The 13,136-nt window shown below is 62.2% G+C and carries 12 protein-coding genes and 1 pseudogene; 6 read left to right on the top strand and 7 right to left on the bottom strand.

The features are described from left to right. Positions 1–203: pseudogene (locus HJB83_RS13670) on the top strand (IS110 family transposase); the annotation flags it as partial. Positions 204–362: 159 nt separating this feature from the next. On the opposite strand, the gene HJB83_RS13675 reads toward HJB83_RS13670, so the two are convergent. The 4 genes from HJB83_RS13675 to HJB83_RS13690 all read right to left on the bottom strand — a co-directional run bounded on the left by HJB83_RS13675 (position 363) and on the right by HJB83_RS13690 (position 3,007). Further along, positions 363–1,064: a pentapeptide repeat-containing protein gene (locus HJB83_RS13675; protein ID WP_207583501.1), complete on the bottom strand. Its 702-nt coding sequence runs from the start codon at positions 1,062–1,064 to the stop codon at positions 363–365. Positions 1,065–1,184: 120 nt separating this feature from the next. Continuing rightward, positions 1,185–1,694: a GNAT family N-acetyltransferase gene (locus HJB83_RS13680; protein ID WP_207583500.1), complete on the bottom strand. Its 510-nt coding sequence runs from the start codon at positions 1,692–1,694 to the stop codon at positions 1,185–1,187. A gap of 99 nt (positions 1,695–1,793) precedes the next feature. Beyond that, positions 1,794–2,462, bottom strand: a complete 669-nt coding sequence (trhA, locus tag HJB83_RS13685; RefSeq protein ID WP_221115337.1) for a PAQR family membrane homeostasis protein TrhA — start codon at positions 2,460–2,462, stop codon at positions 1,794–1,796. 125 nt (positions 2,463–2,587) lie between these two features. Continuing rightward, entirely contained in the window at positions 2,588–3,007 is a 420-nt protein-coding gene (locus tag HJB83_RS13690) for a universal stress protein (protein ID WP_207583498.1), read from the bottom strand. A gap of 186 nt (positions 3,008–3,193) precedes the next feature. Between HJB83_RS13690 and HJB83_RS13695 the strand changes: the two genes are divergently transcribed. The 3 genes from HJB83_RS13695 to HJB83_RS13705 all read left to right on the top strand — a co-directional run bounded on the left by HJB83_RS13695 (position 3,194) and on the right by HJB83_RS13705 (position 6,899). Next, on the top strand, positions 3,194–4,159 hold the full coding sequence (locus HJB83_RS13695) for a VOC family protein (protein ID WP_221132131.1): 966 nt from the start codon (positions 3,194–3,196) through the stop codon (positions 4,157–4,159). Positions 4,160–4,421: 262 nt separating this feature from the next. Further along, positions 4,422–5,588, top strand: coding sequence for an AI-2E family transporter (locus HJB83_RS13700; protein WP_221132132.1), 1,167 nt, complete (start codon positions 4,422–4,424; stop codon positions 5,586–5,588). A gap of 18 nt (positions 5,589–5,606) precedes the next feature. Then, positions 5,607–6,899: an FAD-binding oxidoreductase gene (locus HJB83_RS13705; protein WP_221132134.1), complete on the top strand. Its 1,293-nt coding sequence runs from the start codon at positions 5,607–5,609 to the stop codon at positions 6,897–6,899. Between the two features lie 225 nt (positions 6,900–7,124). Here HJB83_RS13705 and HJB83_RS13710 read toward each other — a convergent pair whose 3' ends face one another. Then, positions 7,125–7,922: a polysaccharide deacetylase family protein gene (locus HJB83_RS13710; RefSeq protein ID WP_207583494.1), complete on the bottom strand. Its 798-nt coding sequence runs from the start codon at positions 7,920–7,922 to the stop codon at positions 7,125–7,127. A gap of 104 nt (positions 7,923–8,026) precedes the next feature. Continuing rightward, positions 8,027–8,416, bottom strand: coding sequence for a DUF930 domain-containing protein (locus HJB83_RS13715; RefSeq protein WP_007626817.1), 390 nt, complete (start codon positions 8,414–8,416; stop codon positions 8,027–8,029). 252 nt (positions 8,417–8,668) lie between these two features. On the opposite strand from HJB83_RS13715, the gene HJB83_RS13720 reads away from it, so the two are divergent. Further along, positions 8,669–10,777, top strand: a complete 2,109-nt coding sequence (locus tag HJB83_RS13720; protein ID WP_221132135.1) for a S9 family peptidase — start codon at positions 8,669–8,671, stop codon at positions 10,775–10,777. A 99-nt stretch (positions 10,778–10,876) separates the two neighbouring features. Next, positions 10,877–11,395, top strand: coding sequence for a DUF1697 domain-containing protein (locus HJB83_RS13725; protein WP_207583492.1), 519 nt, complete (start codon positions 10,877–10,879; stop codon positions 11,393–11,395). Between the two features lie 34 nt (positions 11,396–11,429). Here HJB83_RS13725 and HJB83_RS13730 read toward each other — a convergent pair whose 3' ends face one another. Next, positions 11,430–12,896 (bottom strand): DHA2 family efflux MFS transporter permease subunit, encoded by a 1,467-nt coding sequence (locus HJB83_RS13730; protein ID WP_207583491.1) that lies wholly within the window; start codon positions 12,894–12,896, stop codon positions 11,430–11,432. Positions 12,897–13,136 lie beyond the last annotated feature (240 nt).

Below are 13,136 nucleotides of genomic sequence, written 5' to 3' on the forward strand. Positions count from 1 at the left end.
GCGGCGGCCGCGGCAAGGTGCGGGCTGTGCTGTTCATGGCCGCCCTCGTCGCCAGTCGGTACAACCCCGACCTCAAGGCCTTCCGCGACCGTCTGGTCGCGGCCGGCAAGCCCAAGATCGTCGCAACCGTCGCAACTATGCGCAAGCTGCTCACCATCCTCAATGCCATCATCAGGGACGGACGACCATGGCAAAACGCTTGACAAATAAGACAGTCGCTCTCCCCGCTTGCGGGGTGAAGGTGGTGTGCCGCACCCTCTCCGTTCCCCACAAACCTCTCGTATGGCAAGCCCCCTCGCCCCGTTTACGGGGAGAGGGTTAGGGTGAGGGGCAGCGTCCGGCGCTAACCGGCCCCCGCCCAATCACTCGTGTTCGGCAGGGCATGGCCAGGTTGTCGGCGCCGAAAGGCCGGCCGGCAGCTTGGTCGAGGCATCGCCGCAGGCGAGATCGATCTGCGCCTGTTCGAGCCCGGCTGCGGCCGAGAGGTCAAGGCCTTCGATGCGGGTCAGGAACATGAAAGCGCGCTCGAATATCGGCGGGCCTTCGAAGGTGGCGCCGGAGAGATCGGCACGGGAGAGATTGGCGAACGAGAATTTCGTGCCCGTCAGCACCGCCTTGTCGAAATCGGCGCGGCCGAGCTCGGCCTTTTCGAAGCTCGCGCCGGCAAGCGTGGCGCCGGCGAAATTGGCCCGCTGCAGTTCGGCGCCGGCGAAGGAGGCGCCGTCGGCGGCAATATTGGCGAAACTGGCGCGATAGGCCTCGATCTTGGCGAAGTTGGCGCCTTCGGCGTGGGCGCCCTCGAGTGAGGCACGCACCAAAGTTGCCTTTTCGAGATTGGCGGATTTGACGTTGGCGCCGGCGAGATCCGTCAGCGAGAAATCGGTGCCGACGAGGTCGGCGCCTTCGAGATCACTGCCCTGCAGCATCAGGTTCTTCTTGGTGCATTCCTGCCAGTCGAGCTTCGGCGAGGCCAGGCTGCCGCAATCGGCCGCCGGGGCGGCAACCGGCGCAAATGCCAGAAGGACGAGGGCAAGGAGACCGAGCGACGATCCGTGCATTGCCATTGAACTGTTCACCTCCATACCATTCTGAGGCCGCCTCGCGCGAAGCAGGCTGCCTCCACTTTCTTACACAGCTCAGACTACAATAAAAAGATGGCGCGCCCTTCACAATGGGATGCCGGATCAGTCCAGAGGCAGGCGAAGCTCCATGCAGGTGAGGTCCAGCCAGCGGCCGAACTTGGTGCCGACCTCGGAAAATCTGCCGGCAATGCGAAAACCAAGCTTTTCATGCAGCCTGATCGAAGCGGTGTTCTCCGCCTCGATGCCGGCGATCATCACGTGGATATTTCCTGCCGCAGCACGGGTGATCAGTTCCCGCATCAGGCGCTCGCCTATGCCGGCGCCGCGGCAATCCTTGTCGACATAGACGGAATGCTCGACGGTGTGGCGGTAGCCATCAAAGGAGCGCCAGTCGCCATAGGAGGCATAGCCCGCGACCCTGCCTGCCAGCTCGGCGACGATGACCGGAAACCCGCGGCCCTTGCGCGCCTTCATCCATTCCTGGCGGTTTTCGAGATCGACCAGCGTATCGTTCCAGATCGCCGTCGTGTGCTCGACGGCGTGATTGTAGATATCGCGGATGGCTGGGAGATCGGCTTCGGTGGCATCGCGGAGGAGGACAGCGTCTGTCATGATTGCCCGTTCGTATTGTCTGCGAAAGGGGCATACGCCCGGCCTCGAACGATGTAAACGGCGGATGCGAAATACCGGCGACTTTGGGCACGGCCGTGATTAGAGGCCCGGCCCCGGCAGGCTAAAACAGGTGAAGACGGCCGAATAATGCACCGCCGCGGCGGTGACGACGAAACCGTGCCAGATGGCATTCTGAAAGCGCAGCTTCTCCCAGACATGGAAAATGACGCCAAGCGAATAGATGACCCCGCCGATGACGATCAGCAGCATCGAGGTGGAGGGAATGCGCGAAGCGACAGGCCCGGCCACCAGCACGCCGCTCCAGCCCATGGCGAGATAAAGCAGGATGGCAACACGGTCGTAACGGTCGGGAAAGACGCATTTCAGGATAATGCCGGCGGCGGCGAACAGCCAGATCGCAACCAGCATGAACAAGAGCAGCGGGTCGTCGGCGCCGCGTTCGAGAAAGGGCGTGTAGGTGGCGGCGATCAACAGGAAGATCGCCGAATGATCGAAGCGGCGCAGGTACCATTTGGTGCGCGAGACCGGCCAGGCGTTGTAGGAAAAGGAAATGGCCAGCGTCAACACCAGCCCGACGCCATAGATCCAGGCGGCAGCGAGCGCGCCGTAGGAGCTCCAGAGCGTGGCGTAGAAGATCAGCACGGTGGCCCCGATCAGCGCCAGCACGAGACCGACGCCATGGACGATACCATCGGCGATTAGTTCATATCTGTCGTAAGCCCAGCGAATGCCGTTGAACTCGGCCATGCCCGCCAATCCGTTTCAGACCCCGACTGCAATCGTCGCATCGAACCGACGGGTGCGCAACTGCGGCAAAGCGCACGGGCGGTAAATCTTCGTGACAGGCTGATTGACGGCGAAGCAGCTACGCATCAAACCTTCTGCCGGTCGACCAGCACCGAGCATTTGGCGTGGCGCACGACCCGGTCGGCGGTGGCGCCGATGAAGTAATTGGAAAAGTCCGGAACATGCGAGGCGACGATAATGAGGTCGGCTCCGTGGCTTTCGGCGGTCGAAATGATCGCTTTGGCAGGTGGGCCGTTGCGGATCTCGACGGTTGCCGCAATTCCGGTTGCGGCGATCAGCGCTTTTAGCGTGTCGCGGCTGTCCTGCATGGCGTCCTCGACCATATTGGCCGGCAGTTCGATCGCGACATAGGTCGGCACATCCTCGATGACGTTGAGCGCTACGATCTCGCCGCCGTCGTCGAGCAGGGACGCGGCCTTGCGGAGGATCGTGCCTCCCTTTTCGATGCCGCCGAGCGCGATCGCCACGATGATCTTCCTGTACATGGCTTCCCTCCATGACTGAGATGCATAAGCTTCCTCTAAAGAAGATATGGACACTTTGACCGCGATCAAGTGGACGTCATCGTCAACACCTGCTCAACGCTTCATCTTCAAAAACGGATCTTCTGTGAACAATCGGAATCCGCCATATAGGGATCAGGTACGGCAGCCCAGAGGAGGCAGAGGCGGATGAATCGACGAAGCTTTCTCGGCCTTGCCATGCGCGGCACATTCGCCGCCACCGCCGGCGCGCCGTCCATTCTACAGGCCAGATCAGGAGCAGGAGAACAATCCATGACGACCGAAACTTCCTATGCGCTGACGCGGCCAGCCTATATCGACCAGTCGCATCTCGTGGTGACCGACCTCACTGTCGTTTCCGGCTTCTATCAATCGATGCTCGGGCTGAAGGTCATCGAGAAGACGGCGAGCGGGCAAGTGCTGGGTGTCGGGGATCTGCCGCTTTTGACGCTGACGACTGCCAAGGATGCCGCAATCGCGCCGCGCAATGCCGCCGGCCTTTTCCACACCGCCTTCCTGATGCCGGATCGGGCGGAACTTGCACGCTGGCTACGCCATGCCGCCAACAATAACGTCGTGCTCGACGGCGCCTCGGATCATCTCGTCAGCGAGGCAATCTATCTGTCCGACCCCGAAGGCAACGGGATCGAAATCTATGCCGACCGGCCGCACGAACAATGGAAATTCGATCAGGACGGCATGGTCGACATGGCAACGCTGCGCCTCGACCTGCAGGCGCTCTATGACAGCGCGGCCGATGAGCACTGGAGCGGCATGGCTGTGGGAACGGCGATCGGCCACCTGCATCTGCAGGTCGGCGACATCCCTCAGGCCGACGCCTTTTACCGCGACGTCCTCGGCCTCAAGCTGATGGCGAGTCGACCCGGCGCGAGTTTCTTTGCGACCGGCGGCTACCATCATCATATCGCCGCCAATATCTGGAACAGCAGGGGTGCTGTCGCACGCGCCGACAATATGACCGGACTTTCGGACTACAAGGTCCGGTTCAACGACAAGGCGACGCTGGATGCGGCGATCTCCAAGCTCGACGCGCTGGAGATCAAGAGCGAGAAGCGCGATGGCGGCGTGTTCCTCAGGGACCCGTGGGGCATCGGCCTGACGCTTTTGGCGTAATTTCCTTGCCGTGACAGATCAGCCTTGATGCATGTCGCCCAGAAGTGCCCGGTGTTTCCGGGCGACATGCATACAAACAAATGACTAAAGCGCGTCGCATGCATCAAATTTGATGCGACGCGCTTTAGCGACTGGAGACGTTCACGCATGGAATGCTCCATGCGCGAAGACACGCGGCAAGCGCCCTGGAGGCCCCCACGGAACCGGAACCGCATCGGCGCGTTTTCGTGACGAAGCAATGAGGCTTCGGGGACCTCACCGCATGGGCATCGCCAACGGCATCCGCAAACAGGCAAAGAAGATCGCGATCGGCGAACGCCGCACCAGCGCCTGGGCGCAGACGCTGAAGGAGGCAGCCGAAGAGCTGCCGCCGCCACCGCTGCACCGGCTGGAAAAGGACGGTCTCGATATCAGCATGGCCTGGGCGATCATTGGCATCTTCGGCATTCTCGGCCTTGCCGCCGTCTACATGATGTCGCTGATCCTCATTCCGATCACACTTGCCGTCGTCGTCGGGATGATCCTCGGCATGGCGGCGGAAAAACTCAGCAGGATGGGCGTGCCGCGACTGGCCAACGCCTTCATGCTGTCAAGCGGCGTGGCGCTGGTGATCTTCCTGGTGATCAACTCGCTCGCCGGCCCGCTGATGACGTTTGCCAATGAGGGGCCGGCCTTTGCCGAGCGGACCATCGACCGCGTCATGCCTTATCTCGAGCGCATCCAATGGCTGCATATCACGCCGGCGACATTCGAAAGCGGGCCGATGTCGATCGGTGCGCTGCTCGAAAACACCGGCAACGTGCTGCATGTGGTGACGACCAGCCTGACGCCGGCTGTCGTGCAGGGGATGATCTTCTTTGCGGCGCTGCTGCTCTTCCTGGCCAGCCGGGTCAACCTGCGCAAGACGATCATCATGACCTTCCGCACCCGCACGCAACGCCTGGCGGCAATCCGCGTCATCAATGCCGTCGAGCAGGTGCTTGGCTTCTACTTCGCCACAGCCTCGCTGATCTATATCGGGCTCGGCGTCGTCATGACTGTCATCGCTTATACGGGCGGGCTGGCGGCGCCGGTGCTCTGGGGCTTCTTCGCCTTCCTGTCGAGCTTCATTCCCTACCTCGGCATCACGCTGATGACGCTTGCCGTCGCGGTCGCCGGCATTCTCTCCCATGATGACCTCGTCATTGGCCTGATACCGGCCGCGGCCTTCTTTACCGTGCATCTTCTCATGGAAAACCTGATCTTCCCGGCGGTGATGGGACGGCGGCTGGAAATCAACCCTTTCGTCGTCTTTCTCGCCATTCTGTTCTGGACATGGATGTGGGGCGCCGTCGGCGCTATGCTGGCGCTGCCGCTGTCGCTGATCGTCATCACGATCATCGAGGAATTGCTGATCGAGGAAAAGCCGCAGCCGCAACTGCCGAAATGATCAACCGGGGAGACATGCGTGGCCTCTGATCTCGATCTCGACGAATCCGATCACGACCAGATGGTCAGCGGCCGTTCTCTCTGGGGAAAAAGCGGCGTACGGCCGGAGTGGCGGCCGATGGAGCAAAGCTTTTCCACCGACGTCGCCGTGATCGGCGGCGGCATCACTGGCGCTTTGGTCGGCGAACACCTGACGGCGCGCGGTTTTTCCGTTGTTATCATCGACCGGGAGAAGCCCGGTTTCGGCAGCACCGTGGCGAGCACGGCGATGCTGCAATGGGAAATCGACAGCACGCTCATCGAGCTTGAGGACTATTACGGCTTCGAACGCGCCGCCGGCATCTATCGCCGCAGCGGTGCTGCGGTCGCCGGCCTTTCCAAGCTGATCGCCGCAAACGGGATTGCCTGCGGCTTCCGGCCGCGCAACACGCTCTATCTCGCCGAGGGTCGCGAAGGGGCACGCAATCTCCTCGATGAGCGCCAGCTTCGCCGCCGGGCCGGCCTGCCCGGCGTCTATCTCGAACATCCCGATCTCTTCACGCAATTTGAGTTCGACCGGGATGGGGCGATCTATTCACCGGGTTCGGCGGAGTGCGACCCGCTGCTTCTGACCTGGGCGTTGATCGAAATGTCCGTCCGGCGCGGCGCGCGACTGGTGAGCGCCTCCGTCACAGCACTTCACAGCGAAGGCGATCACGTCACGGCGGAGACGGACGGAGGCCATATCATCGAGGCGCGGCGCGCCGTGCTTGCGACCGGCTATTCGATGCCGGGCATCGACATGCCGAAGCTGCACCGCACCAGCTCGAGCTGGGCGCTCGCCACCGTGCCTCAGGACCCGGCAAATTTCTGGCGCGACAGGGCGCTGATCTGGGAGGATAGCCACCCCTATCTCTACCTGCGCACGACCGAGGATAATCGCATCGTCGCCGGCGGCGAGGATGACGGCACGGCCGATCCCGAAGCCCGCGACCGCAAGCTGCCGGCCAAGACCATCGCGATCCAGGAGAAAGTAAGGCGGCTATGGCCGAAGGCTGATACGCGGGTGGAACACGCCTGGTGCGGAACCTTCGGCGAAACGACCGACGGCCTGCCGCTGATCGGCCCGGTGCCTGAGATGCCGCATGTGCTCGCCGCCTACGGCTACGGCGGCAACGGCATCACCTTTTCCTATCTCGCAGCCCAGATGATCGGGGCGATGCTCGCAGGCATGCATCGCGACTGGTTCGAGGATTTCGCGCTCGACAGGGATGGGCCGGGGCTGCGGCGGTTTGGAGAGGATAGGTTGGGGGCTGGGAGTGAACTGCGGTAAAGGCTTCGGATGGACTGTTGTGCCGTGCCAGCCCCCCCTCTGCCCTGCCGGGCATCTCCCCCACAGGTGCGGAGATTGGCTGGACGCAACGGCTTCCCCAAACAACTGGCGTTGCAGCCCGCCGGAGCGGTAAACGAGCGCGAAGGTTTGGCCACTTGTGATCTCCCCACCTGTGGGGAGATGCCCGGCAGGGCAGAGGGGGCTCACACGGCACGCCCTACAAAACTACTCCGTCGTTTTGTCGTCGCCCATATCCTCGACGTCCTCGAGACGGACGAATTGCACGCCCTTGGCTTTCAGGTCGACCAGCGCCTTGGCCACGCCCTCGCCCGCGGCATGGGTTGGCTGGTTGACGTGGGAGATGACGACATCGCCATCCTTGGCCGAGGCGATGCGCTTTTCGGTAATCGCAGCCCCAAGCAGCGAGCCGCCGTCGCCGTTTACCGAATAACCGGCGATGCGATATCCCATGGCGCGGATTTCGCCGATGGCGGAAAGGTCATATTTGGCGGTCGAGCCGCGGAACCAGCGCGGCGCCGGAATCCCGGCCGCGACCATGGCGGCAGCGCCGCCTTCGACCTCCTGCCTTACCGCCTGCGGCGAGCCCGCCGAGGCGATGCCATAGATCAGCGTCGGCGTGTCGACGGCCGGAATATGGTTCTCTCCGTGATTTTCGAGTTCGAAGAGATCGGGGTTCTGCAGGAACACGGCAACCGCGGCAGGGTTATGCTTCAGCCAGCGGGCGGTGACGAAGATCGTCACCGGGATGCGTTCGCGCACCAGCGTCGACAGGATGCGCTCATCTGCCTGCCCCATGCAGGCATCGAAGGTCAGCGCAATGCGGGCATGGCCAGCAAGGTTGGAGCGGGCGATATGCAGATGCGGCTCGACGAGCTTTGCCACCGGCGCTCTCGGGGCCGCGCTCACAGCGGCCGAGGCTGGCAGCGCTGACGGTAGCTCGTCCGCCAGTACGGGAGCGATGGTGGTCAGAAGGAACGCCGAAGCGAGCAGGATGCGGTTCATATCAGAGGCTTCTACAAGTCGGTTTCGACAGATTTTAGCGGATGCTTTTGCATGGCGCCATGTGGCCGGATGTCACCGCTGCCGCCCGAACAAAGCCAAGGGCATCAATCGTAGAGATAATACTTGTCCCACTTCTCGCGCGGCACCTTGTCGCCGATCTGGTAGTCGAGTTCGCGCACGTTGATATGCTGCGGGCCGGTGATGCAATTGTAGGAGAGATGATACCAATCGCCCTTGCTGCGGAAGACCGCGCCCGGGGCCTGCAGCGAATTATCGCCGGGGATCGGGTCCTTGAAGGTATAGGCGATCACCTTGTCGGGCTTGAAGCCGGCGCTTTCCTGGTTGATGCGGCTCATCGCCTCGGTGTCGCAGCTCTGTTCCAGACGGGTCGAGGGATCGAGTTTTTCAAGTTGCTTCTTGATGGCGGGATCGACGGCAAAGGCAGGGGCAGCAAGGCTGACGAGGGATACAAACAGGAGCAGACGTTTCGGCATTGCGGAGAAATCCCTTGCTGTTGTCCATTTTTCACCCTGCCGCAGGCAGCTTGCCGGAGGCTTGGCGCGTGCAATTTTCGCTCTGTGAGAGCGGACATTCTTAAATATTGTGGTGACATCAAGGCAAGGCGGGCGGAGCCGCCTCCTTGCTTGTGGAAGGCCACCCGCACCCTTGGCGCACCTTTGACGCTTGATCCGGGACCAGTGCGCCTCTATCTCTTGCCAACCCGACATTCCCACCGGAGCCATTCCTTGTCCGTTTTCAAAAGCCTGCCGACACCGCCTGCCGCACCGAAAAAGCCCGTTTCCGATACGCGCCACGGCATCACCCGCACGGACGACTATGCCTGGCTGCGCGCCGACAACTGGCAGGCGATGTTCAAAGATCCCTCGATCCTCGATCCCGAGATCCGCCGGCATCTCGAAGCTGAAAACGCCTATATGAATGCGGCGATGGAAGACACCAAGCCGCTGCAGAAGGTGCTGTTTTCCGAAATGCGCGGCCGCATCAAGGAAGACGACAGTTCGGTGCCGATGAAGGACGGCGCCTATGCCTACGGCACGTTTTATGTCACAGGCGGCGAACAGCCGCGCTTTTTCCGCATCGCCCGCGACGGCAACGTCGCCGACGAGACGATCCGCACCGTGCTGCTCGACGGCGACAAGGAGGCATCAGGCAAGGCCTATTTCCGTCTCGGCGGTCTCGACCATTCGAGCGACCATAGCCGCGGCATCTGGGGCTATGACGATAAGGGTTCGGAATTCTTTACGCTGAAGGTGCGCGACCTCGCGACCGGACAAGACCTCGAAGACCGGATCGAGAATACCGGCGGCGGCGGCGTCTGGGCGCCCGACGGCAAGAGCTTCTTCTATTCGGCGCTCGACGAGAACCACCGGCCTTCGAAGGTGTTCCACCATATTGTCGGCCAGCCGCAATCGGCAGACCAGCTGGTCTATGAGGAAGCCGATGCCGGCTTTTTCATGGGCGTCGGCGGCTCGCTGCTCGACGACTTCATCTATATCGATATTCACGACCACGAGACCAGCGAATACCGGCTGCTGTCGACCAAGGATCTCACCGCCGAGCCGAAGCTGGTGGCGGCGCGCGAGGAAGGCATCGAGTATTCGCTGACCGAGGGCGGCGACGTCTTTTACATCCTGACGAATGATGGCGGCGCCAAGGACTTCAAGATCATGCAAGCGCCGGCCGACAATCCGGTCAAGGAAAACTGGCGCGAAGTGGTCGCCCACAAGCCCGGCACGCTGATTATCAGCCACATGGCCTATGCCCGCAATCTTCTGTGGCTGGAGCGCAAGGACGGACTGCCGCAGATCATGATCCGCGACCGCAGGACCGGCGAGGAACATGCGATCGCCTTTGCCGAGGAAGCCTATTCGCTCGGGCTCTCGGGCGCGGCGGAATACGACACGGATGTCGTTCGTTTCTCCTATTCGTCGATGACGACGCCGTCGCAGCTTTATGATTACAACATGGTGACCCGCGAGCGCACGCTCCTGAAGACGCAGGAGGTGCCGTCGGGTCACAATCCCGACGATTACATCACCCGCCGCGTCTTCGCCCCGGCATGGGACGGCGAGACAGTGCCGGTCACCCTGCTCTATCGCAAAGACACCGCGCTCGACGGCAGCGCGCCCTGCCTGCTCTATGGCTACGGCGCCTACGGCATCACCATTCCGGCCGGTTTCAACACCAACTGCCTGTCGCTCGCCGATCGCGGCTTCGTCTATGCCATCGCCCATATCCGCGGCGGCAAGGACAAGGGGTTTTCCTGGTACGAAGACGGCAAGATGGACAAGAAGACGAATACCTTCAAGGACTTCGTCGCTGCCGCCGACTATCTGAATCAACAGAAGTTCACCTCTTACGCGAAGATCATCGCCGAGGGCGGATCGGCCGGCGGCATGCTGATGGGGGCGGTTGCCAACATGGCGCCGGAGAAGTTTGCCGGCATCATCGCCGCCGTTCCCTTCGTCGACGTGCTCGACACGATGCTCGACGATACTTTGCCGCTCACCCCGCCGGAATGGCCGGAATGGGGCAACCCGATCGACAGTCGGGAAGAATACGAGCAGATCGCCTCATACTCGCCCTACGACAATGTCGGCGCCAAAGCCTACCCGCCGATCCTGGCGCTCGGCGGCCTGACCGACCCGCGCGTCACCTATTGGGAACCCGCCAAGTGGGTGGCGAAGCTGCGTGAGGAAACGACCGGCGAGGCGCCGATCCTGCTCAAGACCAACATGGACGCCGGCCACGGCGGCGCGTCGGGGCGGTTTCAGCGGCTGGAAGAGATTGCGTTCGAGTATGCGTTTGCCATCAAGGTGGCGGGGAAGATGTGAAATCTTTAGGGAGCGCCGTGGTCGCCCCCCTCTGCCCTGCCGGGCATCTCCCCCATGGCAGAGGGGGCTGGAACGGCACGACAGTCGAGGGAGAAAGAAATGGCAGTCTACATCGCCCTCCTCCGCGCCGTAAACGTCGGGGGCACCGGGTCGCTCCCGATGGCTGAGCTCAAGGCTATCTGCGAAGGCCTCGGCTTTGCCGACGTGAAAACCTACATCCAAAGCGGCAATGTACTCTTCCGCTCGGACGAATCCGAAACGACCGTAGAGGAAAAGCTCGACGCAGCGCTCGGGCAGAAGATGGGCAAGCGGCCGGGGGTGATGGTGCGAAGCCGCAACGAGCTCGACGCCATTGCCGCCAACGCACCTTTTCCCAAGGCCAAACCGAACTTCCTGCTCGTCTATTTCCTGCCCGAAAAACCGCCTGCCGATGCGCTTGATAAAATGGTGGCGCCTGATGGCGAGGAGGCAAAGCTCGCGGCCCGCGAAATCTATGTGCATTACCCCAATGGGTCCGGCCGCTCGAAGCTGAAGCTGCCGGCGCTGAAGCCAGGAACGTCGCGCAACCTCAACACCGTGCGCAAGCTCGCGGACATGGCGGCAGCGATGGAGGGCTGAAGTCCGGCGCAGAATTTGATTCAAGCGAGGGGCTTCAAGCCTTTGTTTTTATGCATGTCGCATCAGTTTTCGTCCGTTTCACCTTGTAGCCGCTGATCTCCTCGCCGGCGGTCGGCGAGAAGCGCAGGTTCCAGAAGGTGGCGGTGATCGAGATGATCGTGACGACGATAAAGGCGGCCGAGAAATCACCAAGCGCAGGCGTTTCAGCCCCGCTAAAGGCCATGGAACCGTGCAGCGCTAAGGCCCCGATGCAGATGCCGAGCGACAGCATGAGCTGCTGGAAGGTGGTGTAGAAACTCGTGGCCGAGCTCATCCGCTCCTTGTCGATCTCGTCATAGGCAATGGTGTTGTAGGCGGTGAACTGGAACGACAGGAAGAAGGCGCTGAGGATCAGGACGAGGAAGATCAGCGGCATCGGCCAATCCGGCCGGAAGGCGGCGCAGAGGCCATAGCCGACCGTGCCGAAGATGCCGTTGAGGACCAGGCTTCGGCGGAACCCCAGCCGGCGGAAGACGAACTTCGCCATCGGTTTCATGGCGAGAGCGCCAAGTGCTGTGGCGATGACGATCTGGCCGGCCGCAGCGGCGGACAGGCCGAAGCCGATCTGGAAGAGCAGCGGCAGCAGGAAGGGCTGGGCGCCCTGGGTGATGCGCGTCAGCGACCCGGCGATCACCGACGTGCCGAAGCTCGCTACCTTCATCAGCGAGAAATCCATGATCGGCGACGGATGCTTGCGGGCGTGCCGGAGATAGGCGATGCCGAAGAGCAGGCCGATAGCGATCAGGAAGATCGAGAAGGCGCCCTCGCCTTCGTGGCTCGACATTTCGAAGCCGAAGAGCAACGAACCGAGCGAGATGCCGGAAAGGACGAAGCCGAGCGTATCGAACGGGCCGCTCGCCTTGCCCTTCACCTCGTCGATGTAGATCGACACGAAGATCATGCCGATGATGCCGATCGGCACGTTGATGTAGAAGATCCAGCGCCAGTCGAGATAGGTGACGAAGAAGCCGCCGAGCGGCGGGCCGACGATCGGCCCGATCAACGCCGGCACCAGCAGCCAGGACATGGCGCTGACCATATCCTTGCGGTCGACGCTGCGCATCAGCACGAGGCGGCCGACCGGCATCATCATCGCACCGCCTATGCCCTGAAGCAGCCGCGCCAGCACCAGGAACGACAGCGTCGGCGCCAGCGCACAAAAGATCGAGCCGATCACGAAGACGGATATGGCCGCGCGGAAGACGGTGCGAGAGCCAAAACGGTCGGCCATCCGGCCGCTCGCGGGAATGAAGATCGCCAGGCTGAGGAGATAGGAGGTCAGGGCGATCGACATGGCCGGCGCGCTGACGCTGAAATCGCGCGCCATGGTGGGCAGCGCGGTCGCAAGCACAGTCGCGTCGATATTTTCCATCAGCATCGCACTCGCGACAATCATCGCGATCACCCGGAAATTGGGCGCGGCGCGCCGAACCATCGGCGCCTGGTAAATCTGATCCGACATCGTCCGGAATCACTCGCGGTGGCGCGGCGGAGCACAGCAGGCAGCAGGGCCGCGGGGATGACATGGCGCAAAGCCAAGGGCAGACGATTTGCTATACGCTCCCGATCATGGCGGCGCTATGTCGTTTATGGCAAACCAGCTTTGACGAGAGGTAAAGGCAGATCACGATTCCTTGCATCGGCCTGTTCTTCGTGAAGGGCTTTGGGGTCTTCAACCAAACCGGCTTGCGCCAAGCGCACC

It is taken from the genome of Rhizobium sp. NZLR11, assembly GCF_019685115.1.
Taxonomy (GTDB): domain Bacteria; phylum Pseudomonadota; class Alphaproteobacteria; order Rhizobiales; family Rhizobiaceae; genus Rhizobium.

What these genes read in the sequence shown, in the direction of transcription:
- HJB83_RS13675 (WP_207583501.1), bottom strand. Translation starts at nt 1,064, where the DNA reads ATGGCAATGCACGGATCGTCGCTCGGTCTCCTTGCCCTCGTCCTTCTG.
- HJB83_RS13680 (WP_207583500.1), bottom strand. Translation starts at nt 1,694, where the DNA reads ATGACAGACGCTGTCCTCCTCCGCGATGCCACCGAAGCCGATCTCCCA.
- trhA (WP_221115337.1), bottom strand. Translation starts at nt 2,462, where the DNA reads ATGGCCGAGTTCAACGGCATTCGCTGGGCTTACGACAGATATGAACTA.
- HJB83_RS13690 (WP_207583498.1), bottom strand. Translation starts at nt 3,007, where the DNA reads ATGTACAGGAAGATCATCGTGGCGATCGCGCTCGGCGGCATCGAAAAG.
- HJB83_RS13695 (WP_221132131.1), top strand. Translation starts at nt 3,194, where the DNA reads ATGAATCGACGAAGCTTTCTCGGCCTTGCCATGCGCGGCACATTCGCC.
- HJB83_RS13700 (WP_221132132.1), top strand. Translation starts at nt 4,422, where the DNA reads ATGGGCATCGCCAACGGCATCCGCAAACAGGCAAAGAAGATCGCGATC.
- HJB83_RS13710 (WP_207583494.1), bottom strand. Translation starts at nt 7,922, where the DNA reads ATGAACCGCATCCTGCTCGCTTCGGCGTTCCTTCTGACCACCATCGCT.
- HJB83_RS13715 (WP_007626817.1), bottom strand. Translation starts at nt 8,416, where the DNA reads ATGCCGAAACGTCTGCTCCTGTTTGTATCCCTCGTCAGCCTTGCTGCC.
- HJB83_RS13725 (WP_207583492.1), top strand. Translation starts at nt 10,877, where the DNA reads ATGGCAGTCTACATCGCCCTCCTCCGCGCCGTAAACGTCGGGGGCACC.
- HJB83_RS13730 (WP_207583491.1), bottom strand. Translation starts at nt 12,896, where the DNA reads ATGTCGGATCAGATTTACCAGGCGCCGATGGTTCGGCGCGCCGCGCCC.